Source organism: Gracilibacillus halotolerans (genome assembly GCF_014206945.1).
Taxonomy (GTDB): domain Bacteria; phylum Bacillota; class Bacilli; order Bacillales; family Amphibacillaceae; genus Gracilibacillus; species Gracilibacillus halotolerans.
Genome location: NZ_JACHON010000001.1, coordinates 618,234 through 638,353 on the forward strand (window position 1 = coordinate 618,234; position 20,120 = coordinate 638,353).

The 20,120-nt window shown below is 33.8% G+C and carries 21 protein-coding genes and 1 riboswitch; of the genes, 7 read left to right on the forward strand and 14 right to left on the reverse strand.

All coding sequences use genetic code 11. The features are described from left to right. Positions 1-78: 78 nt before the first annotated feature. Together GGQ92_RS03115 and GGQ92_RS03120 are read right to left on the reverse strand one after the other, a co-directional pair. Entirely contained in the window at positions 79-528 is a 450-nt protein-coding gene (locus GGQ92_RS03115; RefSeq protein ID WP_184244438.1) for a ComE operon protein 2, read from the reverse strand. Between the two features lie 45 nt (positions 529-573). Then, entirely contained in the window at positions 574-1,152 is a 579-nt protein-coding gene (locus tag GGQ92_RS03120; protein ID WP_184244440.1) for a helix-hairpin-helix domain-containing protein, read from the reverse strand. Between the two features lie 79 nt (positions 1,153-1,231). Here GGQ92_RS03120 and comER point away from each other — a divergent pair, with 79 nt between their 5' ends. Further along, complete coding sequence (gene comER, locus GGQ92_RS03125) at positions 1,232-2,056, forward strand: late competence protein ComER (protein ID WP_184244442.1); 825 nt, start codon at positions 1,232-1,234, stop codon at positions 2,054-2,056. Positions 2,057-2,281: 225 nt separating this feature from the next. On the opposite strand, the gene GGQ92_RS03130 is transcribed toward comER, so the two are convergent. The 8 genes from GGQ92_RS03130 to GGQ92_RS03165 all read right to left on the reverse strand — a co-directional run bounded on the left by GGQ92_RS03130 (position 2,282) and on the right by GGQ92_RS03165 (position 12,829). Continuing rightward, complete coding sequence (locus tag GGQ92_RS03130) at positions 2,282-3,103, reverse strand: metallophosphoesterase (RefSeq protein WP_184244444.1); 822 nt, start codon at positions 3,101-3,103, stop codon at positions 2,282-2,284. 112 nt (positions 3,104-3,215) lie between these two features. Then, entirely contained in the window at positions 3,216-3,878 is a 663-nt protein-coding gene (locus GGQ92_RS03135; protein WP_184244446.1) for a reverse transcriptase-like protein, read from the reverse strand. Between the two features lie 2 nt (positions 3,879-3,880). Beyond that, the gene (locus GGQ92_RS03140) at positions 3,881-5,413 is read right to left on the reverse strand and encodes a hypothetical protein (protein ID WP_184244449.1); all 1,533 of its coding nucleotides are present in this window, start codon (positions 5,411-5,413) and stop codon (positions 3,881-3,883) included. A 261-nt stretch (positions 5,414-5,674) separates the two neighbouring features. After that, complete coding sequence (locus GGQ92_RS03145; protein ID WP_221437202.1) at positions 5,675-5,770, reverse strand: putative holin-like toxin; 96 nt, start codon at positions 5,768-5,770, stop codon at positions 5,675-5,677. A 307-nt stretch (positions 5,771-6,077) separates the two neighbouring features. Next, entirely contained in the window at positions 6,078-6,641 is a 564-nt protein-coding gene (locus GGQ92_RS03150) for a thioredoxin family protein (protein ID WP_184244453.1), read from the reverse strand. Between the two features lie 111 nt (positions 6,642-6,752). Continuing rightward, entirely contained in the window at positions 6,753-10,913 is a 4,161-nt protein-coding gene (locus tag GGQ92_RS03155) for a bacterial Ig-like domain-containing protein (RefSeq protein ID WP_184244455.1), read from the reverse strand. Between the two features lie 334 nt (positions 10,914-11,247). Then, the gene (locus tag GGQ92_RS03160) at positions 11,248-11,964 is read right to left on the reverse strand and encodes an HAD-IA family hydrolase (RefSeq protein WP_184244456.1); all 717 of its coding nucleotides are present in this window, start codon (positions 11,962-11,964) and stop codon (positions 11,248-11,250) included. 13 nt (positions 11,965-11,977) lie between these two features. Next, a complete protein-coding gene (locus GGQ92_RS03165; protein ID WP_184244458.1) occupies positions 11,978-12,829 on the reverse strand; it encodes a patatin-like phospholipase family protein in 852 nt (283 codons plus the stop codon). A gap of 196 nt (positions 12,830-13,025) precedes the next feature. Here GGQ92_RS03165 and GGQ92_RS03170 point away from each other — a divergent pair, with 196 nt between their 5' ends. After that, the gene (locus GGQ92_RS03170) at positions 13,026-14,189 is read left to right on the forward strand and encodes an MFS transporter (RefSeq protein WP_184244460.1); all 1,164 of its coding nucleotides are present in this window, start codon (positions 13,026-13,028) and stop codon (positions 14,187-14,189) included. Positions 14,190-14,254: 65 nt separating this feature from the next. On the opposite strand, the gene GGQ92_RS03175 is transcribed toward GGQ92_RS03170, so the two are convergent. Next, positions 14,255-15,028, reverse strand: a complete 774-nt coding sequence (locus tag GGQ92_RS03175) for a DUF2935 domain-containing protein (protein WP_184244462.1) — start codon at positions 15,026-15,028, stop codon at positions 14,255-14,257. A 151-nt stretch (positions 15,029-15,179) separates the two neighbouring features. Here GGQ92_RS03175 and GGQ92_RS16275 point away from each other — a divergent pair, with 151 nt between their 5' ends. Further along, positions 15,180-15,293, forward strand: a complete 114-nt coding sequence (locus GGQ92_RS16275) for a YjcZ family sporulation protein (protein ID WP_184244465.1) — start codon at positions 15,180-15,182, stop codon at positions 15,291-15,293. 148 nt (positions 15,294-15,441) lie between these two features. Further along, positions 15,442-15,547, forward strand: a riboswitch (SAM riboswitch). A 75-nt stretch (positions 15,548-15,622) separates the two neighbouring features. After that, positions 15,623-16,321, forward strand: coding sequence for a cysteine hydrolase family protein (locus GGQ92_RS03185; RefSeq protein ID WP_184244467.1), 699 nt, complete (start codon positions 15,623-15,625; stop codon positions 16,319-16,321). 62 nt (positions 16,322-16,383) lie between these two features. Here GGQ92_RS03185 and GGQ92_RS03190 read toward each other — a convergent pair whose 3' ends face one another. The 3 genes from GGQ92_RS03190 to GGQ92_RS03200 all read right to left on the reverse strand — a co-directional run bounded on the left by GGQ92_RS03190 (position 16,384) and on the right by GGQ92_RS03200 (position 18,077). Beyond that, entirely contained in the window at positions 16,384-17,025 is a 642-nt protein-coding gene (locus GGQ92_RS03190) for a hypothetical protein (RefSeq protein WP_184244469.1), read from the reverse strand. 112 nt (positions 17,026-17,137) lie between these two features. Next, positions 17,138-17,356 carry a hypothetical protein gene (locus GGQ92_RS03195; RefSeq protein WP_184244471.1) on the reverse strand — a complete coding sequence of 73 codons (219 nt, stop codon included), beginning with the start codon at positions 17,354-17,356 and terminating at the stop codon, positions 17,138-17,140. 16 nt (positions 17,357-17,372) lie between these two features. Next, positions 17,373-18,077, reverse strand: coding sequence for a hypothetical protein (locus tag GGQ92_RS03200; protein WP_184244473.1), 705 nt, complete (start codon positions 18,075-18,077; stop codon positions 17,373-17,375). Between the two features lie 296 nt (positions 18,078-18,373). Between GGQ92_RS03200 and GGQ92_RS03205 the strand changes: the two genes are divergently transcribed. From GGQ92_RS03205 to GGQ92_RS03215, 3 genes are all read left to right on the forward strand, one after another. Beyond that, the gene (locus tag GGQ92_RS03205; RefSeq protein WP_184244475.1) at positions 18,374-18,901 is read left to right on the forward strand and encodes a YcxB family protein; all 528 of its coding nucleotides are present in this window, start codon (positions 18,374-18,376) and stop codon (positions 18,899-18,901) included. 141 nt (positions 18,902-19,042) lie between these two features. Continuing rightward, positions 19,043-19,582 (forward strand): YcxB family protein, encoded by a 540-nt coding sequence (locus GGQ92_RS03210; protein WP_184244477.1) that lies wholly within the window; start codon positions 19,043-19,045, stop codon positions 19,580-19,582. Between the two features lie 204 nt (positions 19,583-19,786). Next, a complete protein-coding gene (locus tag GGQ92_RS03215) occupies positions 19,787-20,092 on the forward strand; it encodes a hypothetical protein (RefSeq protein ID WP_184244479.1) in 306 nt (101 codons plus the stop codon). The last annotated feature ends 28 nt before the right edge of the window (positions 20,093-20,120 follow it).

The following is a 20,120-nucleotide window of genomic DNA, read 5'->3' on the forward strand; positions in this document are numbered from 1 at the left end:
TACATCCATTAAACAGACGTTCAAGTTAGTTAACATTAGCGCGTTTATTTGCACCTTGTCCCATATTGGCGTATGTATCTATTTAAGTTTTAGTTGTGTTTGTTCCAGTTCAACCTTTTGCACATGTACTCCTACTTGCTCTAGTAACTCCATAGCATATGGATGATTTCGATAATCTTCTGCATAATAAATTGTTTTAATACCACTTTGAATAATGGCCTTTGTACAATTCAAACACGGAAAATGTGTGACATAAATCTCTGCGCCTTCCGTAGGGACACCAAATTTTGCACATTGTAGGATAGCATTCATTTCAGCATGTATTGTTCGTACACAATGTCCCTCTATGACATAGCACCCATCATCTATACAATGGACACTTCCTGACACACTCCCATTATATCCTCCTGCAATAATCCGCTTATCCCTTACAATAGTTGCTCCAACCATGAGTCGTTGACATGTACTGCGTAACGCTAGTAAGTGGCTTTGCGCCATAAAATATTGATGCCAAGAAATTCGTTTCATATGTCTCTTCTCCTCTCTTTCTCTATCTATGACATTTTTATTATACTATGGAACAATAATAAATTCAGCTAAGCGTTCGGCTGTTTTCTCGCCAATTCCACTTACATTCGTTAAGTCTTCGACCGTATTAAACGTTCCATACTGTTCTCTATATTCGATAATTGCATTCGCTTTTGACTGACCAATACCCGGAAGTGATGTTAATTCATCAGCCGTAGCAAGATTAATTTTTATCTTATCGTTTCCTGTTTGATTACCCTCTGAGATGCCTACGTCTTCTTGTGTAGACGGAATATAAATAACCATTTCATCATAGACTCGTTCAGCCATATTTATTTGGTTACTATCTGCATTTTCGGTTAATCCTCCTGCTATCTCTATAGCGTTTTCTACCCTGTCTCCTACCTTTAATGTGTATACACCTGGCATTTTTATCTCACCTTTTATATCTACAAAAACATCCGTATCAACCTTTTCTTTTTCTAGTTTTAAAGGAGAATTTTCATCATTCGATTCCAAAATTACGCTAGTCTCTTGGGGGTTATCTTCATTCTTAAATATCATTCCCCCTACTATAAGAATAACAATAAGTATTACATACCAATACTGTTTGAAAAATTGCATATAATGTCACCCTTTTATCATAGTTTATATTTTCCGGGCATATGATGACGATAGAGAACAACCAAAGGAGGCGAGCATGTTGAATTGGGGAGTTATAGGAACAGGTAATATGGGGCAAGTTATCGTCACTGCTTTATTGGAAGCAGAGGTAACCAATCCATCCGCATTGTATGTTACAAATCGTACGCTCGCAAAAGCTGAATTACTTCAAAAAAAATATCCTAAGATTCATGTTGTAGAAGAAATACATGATATAACTACTCATTGTGATGTAGTATTTTTATGTGTGAAGCCTAAGGATATTATCACTGTACTACCTATACTTGGAGAGCAATTAAGAAAAGACCAATTACTTATTTCCATAACAAGTGCTTTTTCTGTAGAAGAGCTTGAACAGAATGTTTCTTGCCAAGTGATGCGACTAATACCTAGTATTACTAATTTCTCTTTAGCTGGTGTATCATTATTAACTTTTGGGGAAAGAGTGCCAGAATCAAAAAAACTCTGGATAGAGGAATGGGCAAAATCCTTTTCAAAACCTGTTAGAATTGAAGAGGGAAAAGTAAGAATAGCTTCTGATTTAGTTTCTTGCGGACCAGCCTTTTTTGCATTTTTAGCAGAACAGTATATTAAAGATGCGGATGCTTTAACAGATTTATCGTATCAAGAAGCAACAACTCTATTACAAGAAATGTTTATTGGTTTTGGTAAGCTACTTGAGGATGGACATTTTACATTAGAGGAATTAATCGAAAAGGTTTGTGTGAAAGGTGGAATTACTGGTGAGGGAATAGCTGCAATAGAAGCAAATGGTAGTCAACTCTTCCAACACCTTATTAAGGCTACACATGATAAGTTCAACCATGAGAAAAAAACATTGAATCGTCTTTTATCCTATAGGTAATAGTAGAAAGTTAATAGAAAATTCCAACCTTTGAGACCTCACTTTCAAAGGTATTTTTTTATGGAAATGGTTAGTTTTATTACCCGGGAAAGCGCAGAAAACGACGCGAATAGCTACGACACACCATTCTAAGTAATATAATTCGATAAATATCCGCAAATTCCTTCTTTTTTATATTAAAAAATGGCTAGCAGTGATAAAAGCTAGCCGCACGATTATATTCTTCTAATTCTCCTTATGGAATACTTCCATATATGTGATTTGACTTCTACAGAAAAGTCTAACAGGCAATCGAGTTGTTCCTAATCCATGATCAATATACAACGTACAATCTTTATCTAGCTTATACGTGCCTTGATCATACGTTGCAGGGAATTTTTGTTCTGGGATAACTAGCGCTCCAATAAAAGGTATCCGGAGTTGCCCACCATGTGTATGACCTGATAAAATCAGATTCATTTGGGAAATTGCTTCTTCTTCTTTCCAAACAATATTAGGAGCATGAGAAAGTAAGATCGTATAATAATTGCCGTCTACTCTGTCTGTTGCTTTTTGTAAATCGTCATGATCTGTTGCAGCATCATTGATTCCGATAATGTTTACAGAAGTACCTTCGACATTACATACACTATTTTCATTATTAAGAATCTTCACACCATTTTCAATTAGAATCTGATGCAATTGCTGTTCTCTTGGATGTTCACATTCATGATTTCCATTTACAAAGAAAACATGCGGATAGTTTAATGTTAGCTCTTGAATAAATCCTTTCACACGACTGAATTCCTTTGTACTCCGATCAATTAAGTCACCAGTTATTAGAACGATATCTGGTGTAAATTTCTTTAACTGACGAAACACTTTTTCATTATTCTTTCCGAACTTTCTATTATGCATGTCTGATATTTGAATGATTCTAAGAGGTTGTTTATTATTCCATTTTTCGCTTTCAATTTGTACCTTGTTAACAGTTACTGAGCATGTGTCGTTAATAAGTTTTATCCCCATGCTTACGAATAGTGCAGAAAGAATAATTTTACTTTGCATGCATTTACACCTCTGATTTCATTACTTTGTGTTATGGAAGTGAACTCCTAACTCAACTATAACAACCTTTCTATAGTATACGCGCTTGAAGAACAGAAATGTTTCTTTATGTTTATTCGTTTTCAATTTCATATATAGCATCTATTTCCTCGCCTGCTAAAGCTTGAGTGGCAAGTTTATCTGCTTGTTTATTATTATTACGTGGCAATAATTCATACGTAGCACGAATACCTAATTTTTTAAGAAGATGTTCTATCTTATCTATCCAGTAATGAAATGCATCATTTGTTACCGGCCACTCATCATTCATTTGGTGAATAACTTGCATGGAGTCACCTTGAATTTGTATGGATTGCTGGTGGACACCAATGATTTCTAATTGTTGAATAGCAAAATAAAGTGCGGCAAATTCCGCTTCATTATTGTCCTGAATTAGGTCCAGTTGTCTATTCACTCTTTTTCGATATCGCTTATTATTTTTTATGAAATAAATCACGGTTCCTAACCCAGCTATTTTATGACTTTTATCATAACCACCATCAAAATATAATGTAACCTCATGCGGTTCCTCGTTAAGTCTTTCCAAATACTTATTTAACTCCTTCTCAGACCATAAGGAACCGAATTCATCTTCCATATCAATACGAATAATAGTTTTTTGTTTTTTTAATTCAGGAAGAAGGCTTTTAACATCTTTCAATGCTAGTGGTTCACTTGTCAAAGTTACTATTCTTTTCGATTGGACTTTATAGCTAACCGATAAAGTGAGCTTCACAATTATTCATCCTCTTTAAGTTCCTCTAAGTAATTCTTTTGAGAATTAGTAAATGTATCCTTTATTCCATAATACTCTTTTTCAAACTCTTTTACTTCTCGCTTCACTTTCCATAATCGAGCCTTGCATTTTGTAAGGTCCGCTTTCAGGAGTTTTTGATAATCTTGATGCTGTTTTTGCCATTTCTTCAGCTCTTTCAAACGTTTTTCAGCCTCTTTTATTCTAACTCTTTCCTGCATCTTAAATTCAGACGAGGAGGCAAGTAAGTCTTCGGTCATTTCTTTTATATAATAATCCAATTTTCGTTTTTCATTTTGTAATTGAATAGTAGTTCCGACATTAGAAACTTTGCTTTTTAATTTACTAATAATACCCGCTTTAGAGGTATGTTTATGTTTTTCGTATAATAAATGGTTCATCTTGTGTTGGATATTTAGAAATTCCCGACGGTGAACTTCAAAAGCTAAGTTAACATCTAATTCTGTAACGTCAGCATACTTTAACGCATTATAAATACTTGCCTTATCTGCCTTTATCTGATTGCCTATCTGCTTCGATTCATAATAGATATCTTTTAATTTCATTTGATTGGTTTCTAATTCTTTATCTAAGTCTGCTATCTCGTGTAAAAGCTGATCCCGCTCCAAAATTTTTTCTTTATATTGATTCTTTCGCTTCAACCATTCATTCCATATTGAATCATAAGTTGCTAATCCATTGGAATTAAGGCTGGATATATATAACTGGAGCAATAGATTAGGAAGAAGATTTTTTCTGAAATATTCAATTTGTAGATAACTTCGTAAATCTTTAGGTTCAACTTGTTCGGCGATAAATAGTGGTGACATCATGATATAGAGAGGCTCCATCTCAGAGTCCCCCTGCTCATTGAAGATCCCCATGCTCACTCCATGTCTCCATATAAGTTGAAGTATATCTCGATAATATTTTATCCCTTGTTTATTCAGGGTAGTAATAATAATATCCTCAAATTTTGGATTATCTAACATTTCAAGTGATTTTTTAGTTGCTTCATTTTCTGGAATTGACTCAATTAGCGCTTTAAAATCATTCATAAAGATATGGATACTGTTAACATTCTCTTTTTTCATTCTTTTACTAAATCTTTGTATTTGCAATTTAATCTCATAGAGAAGAATAGTAGTTAATCGATCATTATTTCCTTGACTATGTACGAATTTTTCAAAGTTTTCATCTCGTTTATAAAAATTATACACTTCAGTAACAATTCGATTCGTTAAGTGTGTGATTTTGTCTTGATTCATCTCAAAGTTAATTTTAATATGAAGTGATTTAAGTATTTGCAACCAAATATCCAATTGTAGGACAGCATCTTCTACTTCTGTTAAATTCTCAGCTTCTTGTTCTATCAAATGAAAGTAACGTAGCATTTCATCTTTTTTCGTTTTATTAATAACATGTTGTGGTTTCGTTTTATATAAAAAAGAGTATACCATCCTTAATGATTTTCCATTAAGGCTTACTAGTCCGTCTACAAGTTGATTTTCATTCATATGATACACCCCTCCTATGCTGGTAATCTAATTATACACTCGATTACAAGCAATCTAAAAATAATAATAGTCATACATCAAACATAGTTACTAAAGCATTCAAACGAAAACAAATATGTGATATACTATAGACAAAACGGATTATTAAATTTGACTACCCACAGCCATTACTGTGGGCAGGGACAAATTGTTCTAACCTAAGGGCTACTCGGCTCTACATTAATAGACCTCACCTAGTCGCAGAATTATAAATAGGGAGGTCTACTTTTTTTTGTTCATTGTAACAACGAGAGCGATTAAAGCGATTATTAGTGTGCCGAAAGACAGCATTGTCATGATACTCTCGTATACACTCAATGGCATTCCCCCTCTCTCAAGGGTTTACCGATTATACCCGATAAGAACTTTATCCAACTTTATTATAGCATAATATGGACAAGAATCGAACATATATTCGTGTTTGTTGTTAATTTAATTACTTTTTACTACTATCATCCATGTTTTTCCCTGTCTTATTTTAGGTAAATTGTCCTCCCTCAGATTTTTAGGAAAGTTAGACCTTTAAAATATGTGAACTGAATCTGGCTTCAATTTGGGTTTTATGCTTCTTTATCCTAAAAAAAGTGCCTACTCATAAAGAGCAGACACTGTTAATCGATATTAATTAAGCATTTATTACATTTAATAAACTACTTTTTACGCTTTGATACACATAATTCCATAAAGCTTCTTCCTTGAGATATCTATCCTGTAAAGTAGCAATCATTTCTTTTTGTTTTTCTTGGAAAGCAGGATCTTCTTTTTCTGGTAAGTTAATTCGATAACCATCAACAATTTCTTGTACCTCTGGTGCTCGTGGACCCCATTTTCCAACTAATTCGCCTTCATTGTTTAATATTAAAACGATTGGTATTGCTCTTCCTCCATTTGTTAAATGGCGATCAATCAAATCTGTGTCTGCATCTCTTAAGGCTACTCTAACATCTAAATCTCCAGCTTCTGCTATTTTTCTTACAACAGGATTAATCATCATTGCATCGCCACACCAGTCCTCGGTAATGATTAATAAGTGTAGGTCTGCCTTTTTCAATTGATTAAAAAAAGTAGCATCATCTGGTAGTTGAAAATTATTTAATACAGTGAAGCTTTCTTCTTTTAATTTTGACATATTATCCATATAATCTTGTAACGTTTGACCTTCTTCGTAATACTGTTGCTCAGTCTTCATATGTACCCTCCTATATTTCATTGAGATGTTTTGTATTAATACATATCTTATCCAATTGATCGTAATAAGAAAAGCTATCTGCCTTTATGGACAGATAACTTTTCTTATTCATTATTTAACTTTTGAACGCCTAAAAAGAATATATCCCAGAGATAAAATTACGAAACCTAAAGCGACCAAATTGTATATATTTGTAGCAGTATCTGGAAGAACTTTTTCAGAATTATTTAGTTGATCTAACTCTTTACTTGATTCTGATTTTTTCTCTGTTTCTGGAGATTCATCCTCCTGGCTTAAATCGTTTTCTTCGTGATGTGTATTTTCATTAAAGCTATTTTCTTGTTCTTCGTCCGTTTCGTCCGTCGTATCATCTTCTTGTTCGCTTTCCGTATTATCCTCTTGGTCATCTGATTCTTTAGGTTCTTCAGGTTCTTCAGGATTTTCAGGATTTTCAGGATCTTCAGGTACTATTGGTGAAGAATATTCAGCGATAAATGTATCAAATTCTTTCCAAACCTCCCCCCAATCAATCCGTCCATCTTCATCTCTCTCAACATTTTCGATGCTAGCAAGTAGATTCTTTAGATTGTCAGGTAGAGAATCTTCGGATAGGTTAAGACTGTCTGTCCCATCATATAAAAAATTATTGTCTGCAGCTAATCTAGCAGGATAAGAATCTCTTGGTTGTTCAGCTTCACGATGGAATGATAAAAAGCCTTCCAGTTGGAAATCTTCCGTTATCGTAGAGTACGTTGACCAGTCCAAGTTACCTTTACTATTGTCAAATGCAAAGTTATTTATAGCAATTACTCCTGGATTACTATTACTTGTAAATCCGTAAGCTCCGTTTCCAAAGGCGACACTATTCCTTATTATATGTGGAACATGGATACCTTCTCCTCCAAGCTTAAAACCATTTTTATCCCCTGCACCATCTGTTCCATCTGTTAAGAACCCATTATTAAAAGCGATACTATTCTCAATTAGCACTGCTCCTATAGGGCCTGTACCTAGTTTCGTATATAAATCCCATCCATCATCGATATTGTTATGAGCTACCGTTCCTCTAAATATATTGCCTTCTCCAACCGTTAACTTAGCGGCAAATCCATCCGCATTGTTCTCAGAAGGATCACGGTTATCAAACGATATACTATTTAAAATTAGATTGTAAGATGGCCAGTCTTCTATATTATCAGATTGATCCGTTCGACTAATTTGAAGACCAGTATCTCCATGTTCATACACGGCGACATTTTCAATAATATTATGGTTTCCTCCTACCGTATAACCTTTCGTATTTCCTGCTGAACGTGCAAAATCAATTCCGATTACATGCCAATAATCCCCACTATGGACGACACCCTCGGATTGTTTATCAAAATCAATAATAGGTCGTGTTGCAGCTTGAGGATCTGCTTTTAACACTTTTCTATTTTCCTCTGTTCCATCGTTATATTTCTCGATAACTAATGGGCTGTTCCTCACATAGTGTCCTTCTTGTACAATAATCTGTTGCCCCTTTTGTACATACGTAATAGCAGTGTCTAAATCTAATGGCTGACCTCGTGTCCCATCTCCGTTAGGGCTTCCTTCTGGAGAAACAAACAGTTCTCCATTCTCTCCTTCAAACGTTTTCATTGTAACCGAGAAGTTTGTTACGATACGGTCATCATTTGTTAAGAACTGTGTATCATCAGGTAGAAAATCAATAGTAAAGTTAGATTGTTCATTCTCTTCTAATTGAATTTCTAATTCTTCTAATTGATTAGCGTTAACTCGTTCACTCGAAATAACTGTTTCCGCCCCATTTTTTACTGTTAAGTATCCATCTACATTTGCAAGCATTCTTAATGTATATGTTTTATCTGAGGTTTGCGTTCGTGAAACAATATCAATACTTGGTTCAATTGGTTCTTTAGGTGGTTCTATTCTTGGTGCATCTGTCTTAACGTCTGTAATGGATAGCTCAATATTGCTTATATCTATGGAAGCTACTCTAGCCGTATAGAACCCTACATACATCGTATCCTCTTGCACTTGGAGGATTTCCGGTTCAAAAATAGTATGGTTTTCTCCATCATTCAATTGACCAACAAATCCACTATTTGTTTTAGCAAGTGTGAGTTGATAATTGTTTACGGTGTTATCAGCTGTTGGTTTTTCCTCATTTATCATGATAGATTGAATCCCATTACTTCCTTCTCCATCCGGTGAAAGAACACCTGTACGAACAAATAATTGGGTGCCATTTGGATTTCTTGTCCCTCCACTATAACCACCGATTGCCGCTATATTGGAAGAAAAAACTGCAGAATCTCCTGGTTCTCCTATTGCATCTCGAGCCATAATACCGAAGGATTCTTGTCCATCATGTGGATCTTTTGCATAGTGGTTCACTTTTATATCTGCTGATAGCGTAAAATTATCTTTCGTTGCATCCATCTCTGTATAATAGAATGTTATTCCGTCATGATCACCCGTTACTTTACCAGCACCATCGTCAGCAATAATTCTTATAACATCGTCATCTAATTCTTCAATTATATTTTTACTATCAGACGTAGATTGACCAAACCGTATCATCTTCCACTCCACTTCTTCTTTCTCCCGAACAGTGACAGGATAAGAAATAGAAGATAAATTAGCATGTGATGAATTAATATGGATTGTATATTCACCTGGATTCGTCTGGTCATAGTTGGAAGCATCTATCGTATATGCTTCAGTAGGTAGTTCTTCTTCGTCACCATTGTCATAAACAACAGACACAGATAAGCCGTCATGATTAAAGGCTTCTCCAACATGGAACGTTGTTTGCGGATAATCTGTGAGTTCCATTCCCACTAACTCTCTCTCCTTCACCGTCACGGTAAATGAGGATGCGACATCTTGGTATTTAATTTGGACACTCTTCTCTCCTTCTGTGCTCGAATCAAATCCCTCAACAACTAATTGGTCCTTATCCAAACGTTTTTCACTGCCATCTCCGTATTTCGCAAAAACTGAAATCCCCCGCAAATCTAAATCTTCACCGATAAAGTAGGATGTTTTAGCTGGTTCTCTCCTTATATCTAGGTTGGTAAGGTTCGCTTCATTAACATGTATTTCAAAAGATGTCACAACTTCCTCCGTTTCCGTTGACTCTACCATAACGGTTTTTGTACCTGGGTCAAGTAATAGATCATTCTCTTCAACAATTTCGCCGTCTATTAAAAATCGATATTGTGATGAATTCAAATCTTTTGTTTCATATCCATCATTATATGTTGCTCTGATAACTAAGCCACTGGAATCAAAAGTGTCTCCAACATAATAATCTAATTTTGCCGGATAGTACATTACCTGTAAGTCTGTTACTGTTAGAGAAACTACATTTACATAAAAAGTTTCTTCTATACCGTTATAGTTAATCGTCACAGCTGTTTTACCTGGTTCACTACTGTCAAAATTCGTAATAATATAGTCATCTGGCGATAAGAAAGCTGAACTACCATCTGTGTAATCAGCTTTTACTTGTATTCCATCCAAAATTAAATCTTCCCCGACTAAATATTCTTGCTTTACCATTTGAGACGTATCAATTGTTAATGCCTCTACTTGCTGAGACTGTAAAATTGTAATATCTTCAAATGTTACTTGAGTATCCCTAGCTACATACACACCAACATAAGTATCATCTGTAAAAAGATCTGATTCTGTTAATGTCTGACTTTCTCCGTTTACAGTTAATACATACATATCACCTGACTTTTGTAGAGAGAGTTGATATTCTTCATTCGTTCCCGGCGCTCGCGATTCTTGATATGTCTCTAATTTCGTACGGTCACCGTCCCCATTGTGATAAAAACCTTTCATCACTTGATCGAGTGCACCTACCGCAATATAGTTCGTATCCTTATTAGAACTAGTATAATTCTCTCCAACTTCATCCGTAATCATTAGGCCAAAAGATACTTGGTTATTTGCACCAAAGTCTTGAACGATAGCTTTTGCAGTAATTTCAAAATTACTACCTGCCTCCAACTCTTCATATAAAAAAGCAATACCGATCTCGCTTCCTGCTATTTTACCTGAACGAGATTCCATCGTAACCGAATTGTCATTATTCCAAATAGGTGGCGGATTATCAGCCTCACTTATACTGGCACCAAATGCACTAAAATTATGTTTTTCTTCATTAATGACAGCAGATAATGCCGTAAGGTGGACATTAGAAAAGAGAAGTGCAAACACACTAAATATAGCTACATATTTTTTAAACGACTTCAACGATATACCTCCCTATAATTAATTATAAAAAAACAGCTATCCTCCTTTTCTTATTAAATACAACGTCTTAACAACGTTGTTAATGAAGATTATGTTATTTAACTTCCATAAAAGGAATTAAATAATAAGGAATTACTAGGGTGGAGTTCTAAGTTTGTAAGGTATCATTGCGCAGAATTAACAACGTTGTTAAAATGAGGTGAATAAAGCAGATGTAATTATCTTAAATTGTAAACGCATACATTTTGTAAGTCAAGGGTAATTTTATAAAAGAAAATATAGACCAAACAAAATATCGAATAACTTCTGTTTGGCCTTACCGTATCGTCATACTTTAGTCAGTTAAAAATTCAACTTTTATTAATTCATATAATTGTTTTGCGCTATGTACCTCATTATCAGGAGATAGGTTAATCCCCTTAGGTTTTGCTTTCTTTCGATGATTCATCCAAATAGCTTTCCATCCTACACTCTTGGCACCTATGATATCTTTCTCATAAGAATCTCCAATATATGTGATCTGATCACTACTTAGGTGCAGCTGATGCTCCACTATTTCAAAAATTTCCTTCATAGGTTTTGCATATCCATATGCCCCGGAGATAAATGTGTGGTCATGTCGTACCCAGTGATGCAGCTGCAATTGATCAATTTTCATTTGTTGATGGTTCTTCTCACCATTAGTTAAAATACCGAGTGGATAGCCTGCGAGCTTTAATTCCTGTAGTAGCTCTTTTATCTCTGGAAAAAGTTCTATATTACTTTGCTCTTTTACATAATGATTATGAAAGTTCTCGGCTTCTTCTTCCGTAATCTTTATATTAAAATCCTCCAACGCTCTTTTCATTCTTCCAATTTGCCATTCTTTTCTCGTTATCTTACCCGCCTCACTTAAGTCAAATAGATATTCACTGTGCTTTCGGCTAGCTTTGAATATAGCTGCTATTTGCTCATCTGATAATTCATTACTAATTAAGTGGCGTACAGTTCGATAAAAAGATAAAGATTGATCGTATAGGGTATCATCTACATCAAAAATAATGGTTTGCACTATCGTGGCTCCTTTAATCTTCTAAAAACTCTCTTAATGATTCACTTAATCGACTAGTGTCCTGATAACCTTGATTATATAAATAGTTTAACTTGTCTTTATTTCGCTCCATTCGTCCGACCTCGAGTTTTTCGGTTGGTGCGATAATAAACACATTACCTTTTTTCTCTTCATCTAGTAAATAGCTGATGGTTTCATTGTATATATGATGTCGTCTCTCAATAGCATTGATTAGGCCAGAATATTCACCATACTTTCTCTTAATATACCAAATGAATGACTGAGGTTGTTTTACATATCCTCTGTTCTGAGTAAGAATGACGACATTCTTTTTATTTCCATCTTTAACCGATTGTTTGATAGGTATGGGGTCCGTTATGCCTCCATCCATTAAAATTCGGTTATCATACTTTACAACAGGCGCCACTAAAGGCAATGAACTAGAAGCTCTTAAAATGGTTAACATATCGCTAGCACGCTCGGATTTTTTGTAATAAATAGTGTCACCAGTATGACAATCCGTTGTACCAACAACTAACTCTTCCTGCGCATTGTTAAATACGTCGAAATCAAATGGTACTAATTGGTTAGGTAATGTGTCAAAAATAAAATCCATCCCAAATAGTTGTCGATTTTTCCACCAATTACGTAAAGACAAATATTCAGGATGATCGGCATAATCAATCGTTGTTTGTTTATTTCGTTCTAATTGACGTGAAAGGTAAGACGATGCATTACAAGCACCGGCTGAAACGCCTATTACATATGGAATGTAAATATCATTATCCATTAAATAGCGTATCACACCTCCAGTATAGACACCTCTACTTCCGCCGCCTTCTAAAACTAAGCCCATTTGCTTCATTCTTTCATACCTTCTTTGCTATGATGTTCATTTTCCTTTTCAATCTGTTCATGAAAATGTATAATTTTATCTTACCTTAAAAAATAGAAACATTCAAAAACGCAATTTCGCCCGTAAAGGATAAATTATTGGGAAAATAACATAATAGAGACAAAGCATTTATTCATCTTAGTATAGTCAGAAGGTTGGTGTTAGTGTGAACCGGTATAGAAGAAGATTTTGGATATTAGTATCCATTGTATCAATATCCGGCTTTAGCCAAGGAATGTTATTACCGCTTATCGCAGTTATTTTTGAAAATAATGGTGTTTCTTCATTTTTAAATGGACTGAATGCAACTGGCCTATATATCGGAATACTTTTCATCTCCCCGTTTATGGAAATCCCACTAAGAAAATTTGGTTATAAACCAATTTTAATAACAGGGGGATTGCTAGTGTTAATCGCGCTTGCTTTGTTTCCAGTATGGCAAAATTTCTGGTTTTGGTTTATATTACGGTTAATAGTAGGTATCGGAGATAATGCTCTGAATTTTGCGTCCCAAACATGGATTACAGAGTTTTCTCCAGCAAATAAACGAGGTAGAAATATTGCTATTTATGGTCTCTTTTTTGGACTCGGATTTGCTGTTGCTCCATTGATGGTGCCACTTGTCCATGTTAGTGAAAGCTTACCTTTTATTCTTACATCTATCATTAGTTTCATTGGTTGGCTATTCTTATTCTTATTACATAATGAACTTCCTGAACAAGATTTGGAAATGACATCCTTCAGGGAAACTTTTCATCGATTTGCAAATGTTTGGCGATATGCATGGGTGGCATTTTTACCTCCATTTGCTTATGGCTTTTTAGAAACTTCTTTGAATGCTAGTTTTCCTGTTTACGCATTACGAATTGGAATGGACTTAACAAGTGTTTCAACTTTATTAGTAGCTTTTTCTATAGGTACGATTGCTTTTCAACTTCCATTAGGGATGATTGGAGATAAAATTGGCAGAAACAAAACGATTACTGGAGCATTATTTATCGGATTTGTATGTTTTACGTTTGCAGGAATGCTCGATGGAAATTACTTTGGTTCGCTAACCTTTATTTTCATAGCAGGAATGTTTGTAGGTTCGATGTTTTCTCTCGGTATTTCATATATGGCCGATTTAACACCAAAAAAACTACTACCAACAGGAAATATTTTATGTGGAATATTTTTTAGTTTTGGTAGTTTGATTGGTCCTTCCTTAGGTGGATTGTTTATTCAAGTATTCCCTTCCGTTAGCTTTTTCTATTTATTAAGTGGATTATTTCTTGTCATCTTACTAGTAACGTTTAAACGAAATTTAATAACTCCCACATTAAAATAATAGGCAAATCCCCAGTTACATTCGAAACATAAACTGGGGACCTTTTATTTATGATAGAAAGCAAGCTAATTATTAGTCATTTGTTTGGAAGCTGCTACTTTACTCAGATAATAATGCTCTTCCCTAGCCATATGATCAGCCATCGATGCAGTAAATGAACTTAATACTTCAGCACTTAACTCCATTTCCTCTAATTCATGTAAGAAAACCTTGAACAGATTTAGTTCTATTTCTACGTCATGGTTAAACCTCTTTAATGCTGGAAAAGAGGTTTCATTTGTTCTTAAATAATCCGTTAATTCTATTGCCTTCATATAAAATTGTTCAAAATGGTGAGCAAAACTAAAACTTTTCTCTTTTAAACGTTTCTCCACTCCATCCAACTTATCATTGATAGAGCTTGCATGCCCAGAAGCATCTCTTAACCAGAGTAAATGATGATGTAATTCGTGAAATATAGGGGGCGTTGCACCTTGTTTTAAATAATCTAATATTAAAATATACTCCTCTAACTCATTAACCATATGATTAATAAAAGTCGGGGTTAAATGGATGACGACATTACCTTTCAATTGTCTTTCAAGAATGGATAGTTTATAATCTCTCATTTCCTTCGTTAGTTCTTCTGCCTTTTTAGCGAACGAAATAGCATTAGAGGGATTAAGCTCTTGAAGTTCACTTCTTAATGTATAGAAACCATTCATGAAGTAAAATGTCTTCTCTTGATCTTTATTTTCCTTAGATGCTAAGGCATCATGAATAAATAAAGCGTGCTCTTCCATAACTCGTAACCAAAACTCATGTTCAAAGGTAGCATCTTTTATATATTTTTCGTCCATAGGACATCCCCCCTTAATTGCTTATCGATTAATTGTATTCATCCATCAAAAAAATATTAATTATTTAACTCTGTGAATTGGATATTTGCCATAACATTCTCTTATAACTTACATACTATAAACTGACTCCACTTTGTAAGGGGGTGTTACAGTGAGCGGCGGATATGGGTATAGTTCAGGTTCCGGATTTGCGTTAATCGTTGTATTGTTCATTCTATTAATTATCGTCGGTACTGCATATGTAGGCGGTGGCTTCGGTTTTTAATTTAAAATGAATAATAAACTCTCCCAGGCAATCATCTATTCGAGGTGATTGCCTTATACATACTACAAATGAACTATTTTATAAATTTTCATTGACAAAAAGTAGATTCTAGAGTAATATTTTGTTAATTGCAAATTGAATAGTTATTCTCTTATCAAGAGAGGTGGAGGGACTGGCCCTTTGAAGCCTCGGCAACAGGCATTTTTGAATGCACTGTGCCAATTCCAGAAAGCTTTATGCTTTGAAGATAAGAAGAAGATTGACCATGTCTATCATCCTCTTCTTATCAAAGAAGGGGATTTTTTATTTTATTCAGAGGAGTGGAGAAAATGTCAATTAAAAATTTCAATTCTAATGTGAATAGCATTCCAGAATTAGCACCACAATGGCAAAAATTAAACTTAAGAGAGATTCTTAAAAAGAAGGCTGCTTTTGTATCTATTAGCCAAAACAAAGGGCTATATACATCTGAAGGAGGTTTAGGCCACGAAAGACATTATGAACGTGGTAGCTTGGAGGCAACAATACGAACTGTAGAAGCAGCGCGGAAAAGAGATAATTTCGTTTCTTATAACTGGGTTGGGTATAATATCTACCGTCATGATTATCCGCAATCTGTCTTTGACCAGGCACAATATTCTACTTGGGTAGAAAATATCGATGTATCGGAAGATAAAATTCGCTTCGATAATGAGTTAGCGGATGAACTTCAACAAGTTGTCCAACCCGGAGATAATCACTTCTTTGAACAAGCACTTCAATCTGCATTTTTTGGTACTCAACTTCCTCTTGAATTACAGCGCAAACAAGTAGAAGTAATAGTCTTTACGGGAGTTCATCTGGATTGGTGTGTAGAAGGTAATGTTCGCATTGCACGGGATAATGGCTACTTACCAATTGTTATTGGAGATGCTACAGGGTGCGAGTTAGAAGAACAAGAACCAGCTGCATTCGAGAGAATAAATAATATCTTTGCTCCTGTGCTATCTTCTGAACAGTTTGTCTCGTTACTTAATGATGAGGAATAATGTAAGTACAACAAGTATGTTCATAAACTAATTATAAGAAAAATTTAAATATCAGAAGATACTTAGTACGTATCTTCTGATAAGCCGTTCTCTTTTATGTAATTAGATAGAACCATTTGGTTTTCTCCCCCACTATCATAGTTAGAAAAGCCAAATTTATTATTCGGTTTATAATTATTGTACTCTACGTCTAAATCATGAAGAATTCTATGAATATATATAATTGCTGTGGAGTCCTGGCTTTCTGTCCCTATGTCTGCTAAAAGAAGCATTCGCTCTAAATCGATCTGCATTGAAGATGGAAATGACTTTTTCTGTTCTAATAATTTGTTAATATGATAGGACATTTCTTCTCTAACTGAATTCATGTTATCCCAGTCTATAAATTCATGTCTATTGTAGGTAGTTATTTCATTCAAAATTTGATGGTATTCAGCTATAAATAGGGAAATGTTCTGATTATGAGTTGTTTCATCAGTTTCCTCTGTTACCCCGATATCTCCATTCTCATCCTTATTATCAGAGTTTCCATCACTATTCACAGTCGTAGCTTCATTCTTTTCTCCCACTTCATTTTTTATTACAGGAGCTTCTTGATTTTCTGTTCCATCTCTATCATGAAATTGATAGACAACGCCTAGTGAAATAACTATTAAGAAAATCCCACCTAATATAGATATAATGATGCTTTTTTTGTTTCTCATAAAACCCTCCTTCCCATAGAAATGGATTCAGATTGGGCTTATCGTACTAATTAGTTATAGCTAATATTATTAATTGCAATTTCCTGTAAGTGTTGCATTCTTTGAGTTTATATTATTCCTTAGAATTTTTTAAGGTCTTTATTTCTTCTAAGATTTCCTTTTGGACTTGCAACATTTCTTCTCTAATTTTTATTGCTTCCCGCATTGCGTTTGCATTATTCTTACCTATGTCTTGAAATCGATTCAATCCCGATTTGGACCAAGTAATTAACGTTGCTATGATAATTATTACCGTTATTAATATAGCCGAGTAAAAAATAATCTCAAACATAAAGAATTCCTCCTAACTATTTAGATTTTATTTTTATTTTATATATGTATGCATGATCAGCATCATCCAACATAGTCTGGAAATTAGGATCGCTTTCATCTAGTATTCCGGTGAAATCAACCTTTCCATCGACAGATTCTATTTTAGTCGCAAGAATTAGTTCTTCATTCAATTTAATAGACTTACGAACTGATAAATCTTCAAAAGAGCTTAAATTGTTTGGATACCTAGGTACACTAGAAAAAATGGCTCCAATTTGATTTCCTTTTCTATCTCCTAAAAGGCTTGCCCTATAAGTATTATAGACAATCTCTGTCTTCTCATACACCGGAGATTCAACTAAGATAAAGCTATATTTATTAACACCTGATACGAGAATAAAACTATTTTCTATCAAATTATCTTGCTGTATACCATTTTGATAATGTTCTATCCAATAGTGTAAGTGTAATTCGAGATCAGCATCGTTAGGGAAATATATATCATACGCTAAAGTATTATCTGTCCCTGCAGCTCGAAAAATATCATATTCTCGTTCTGTCATTTCCATAGGTTGAATATAAGGTTCTTCACCCAATTTATTAGCCTTTTCTTTTTCATTTCCTAGATTTACTTTTCCATAGATAAACAATGATAGAGTGATTACTAACATGATAAGTAAACTTACACGTAGGAAAAGCAATGTTCTTCTGTACTTTTGATTTGATTCTTCCACTTCCATCCCAGCCCTCCTTTAATTGTAAAAAAGAATCCGCTACCATTATTCCATAATATACAATCTATGACAATAAGTATTTCTATTGTAATATTATAAAAAAGTCTAATGCTATATTAGAATTAAACATCACTTATGAAATTTATAAATAATTGGTCTATTTGTAGAAAATAGTACTAGTCGAAAATCAATTAATTCCATATACATGGATGAATTACCACTAAACCAAGTTTTTTGAATTTACCCTAGTAAATAGATCTTTTATAGGGTAAAATTGTCAATAGTGTTCGGAGGGAATAAAAATGGATAATAACAAAACGAACGAAATATATGCTTCTGGTACATACTCTAAAGTTGACGTTGTACAATTATACGCTTTTCAATTTAGGAAAATTTTTGTTGTTCTCTTTCTTGTTACTCTATTCTTTTGCTTACTCCCACTATATGTATTGTTAGATATCGCTGCTTTTATTATTATCTCACCGATTGTGTTAATTTTTGTTTGGTTATATATAATAATCTTAAAATTGATTTTCAAGTTCGGTTACCGTAAACAGTACAACAATAATAGCTTCCTCACACTTCAAAGGGAGTTTATAATTACTAATGTGGGTATAACTCAGAAAATCCCGAACAAATCATACATAACTCTTAAATGGAGTGACATAGTCAAAGGTTTTGAACTCGATAAGATGTTTGTTTTATATATTTCAAATAATACTTCACTCTTGTTGCCTAAAAGCTTTTTTGATTCAAAAGATGACGAACTTTTAGTAAAGCAAATGGCAAAGGAAAATTTAAGTATTAAATTCAAAAGAAAGTTTATTTAAAATACCTAAAAAGTAATTTTTGAAAATTATTAAAGGATAGTAATTGTACTTCTCTAGATTTTCTCTTACACACAGAAACTAGTCTTTTGGGAGAGATTGGATGATTGTAATTATCTGTATACGGGGACGGGGATAAAGAAAATGGATAATAATATAACTCATGAAATAAACGCATCGGGAACATATTCTAGAGAAGAAGTTGAACAATTAAATTCTTTTCTCAGAAAAAGAATTTCTATTTTAATCTTTGTTGTTACTATGATATATTGTTTGATTCCATCTGAACTTTTGTTGGATATGCCTGTTATAATTCGAATCCCACTTGTGCTGCTATTCGCTTTTTTAATTACATTTATTTTCATGATAATTCTCAAGAATAGAGCTCGTAAGCAATACAATAATGATAGATTAGTTAAACTCGAACGAAACTTTAAAATAACATGTAAAGGAATTACTCATTCTTCAGAAGCATCACACGTGTCTATTGAGTGGGATGATATAGCAATGGGTTTTGAACTCAATAAGATATTTATTGTTATTTACTTTTCTAATAATATACTTATGTTACCAAAGAGATTTTTCTCTTCAAAAGAGGATGAACTTTTATTTAAGAAAATCGTAAGTGAGAATATAAAAATAAAGTTAAAAAGAGACCATGTCGATATTGATAGAAACGTATAAACTTAGTTATAATCAGTGAAGTTACTTACAGTAATCTCCTATCCCAATCATCAGAGTTTTTATGGAAGGCTGGCAAGTCATTTTAAAAATACAATTTAAGTGCAAAGTTATGTATTTTCTTCCTTCATAACTCTGCACTTTTATTTAGCACTAAACATCTACTATTTTCGATGATTTACTATTATTTTTTAGGTGGTGTTAACAGTGAAAATTTTAATTAAAGTTGCTGGTATCTTAACCATACTCATATCTATTGCTGCGCAATTGACAGCTTTTATTGATGACTCCTACACGATGGGTAATATTTGGTTTATTGGAGTACTAAGTGGGATTCTAACAATAATTAGTGCTAATAAGATACATACAAATCTAAAAATTTCTTTCTTATTGTTAATTGTATCCACTGTACTAGGTGTCATATCTATTGCTTATTTGTTTATATTACCTGGAATTATAAATCTCATTGCATTACTATATTTATTTATCAAGAATCAACCTAATAATATTTAATGTAAAATTCTCAATTTTTTATTTGATT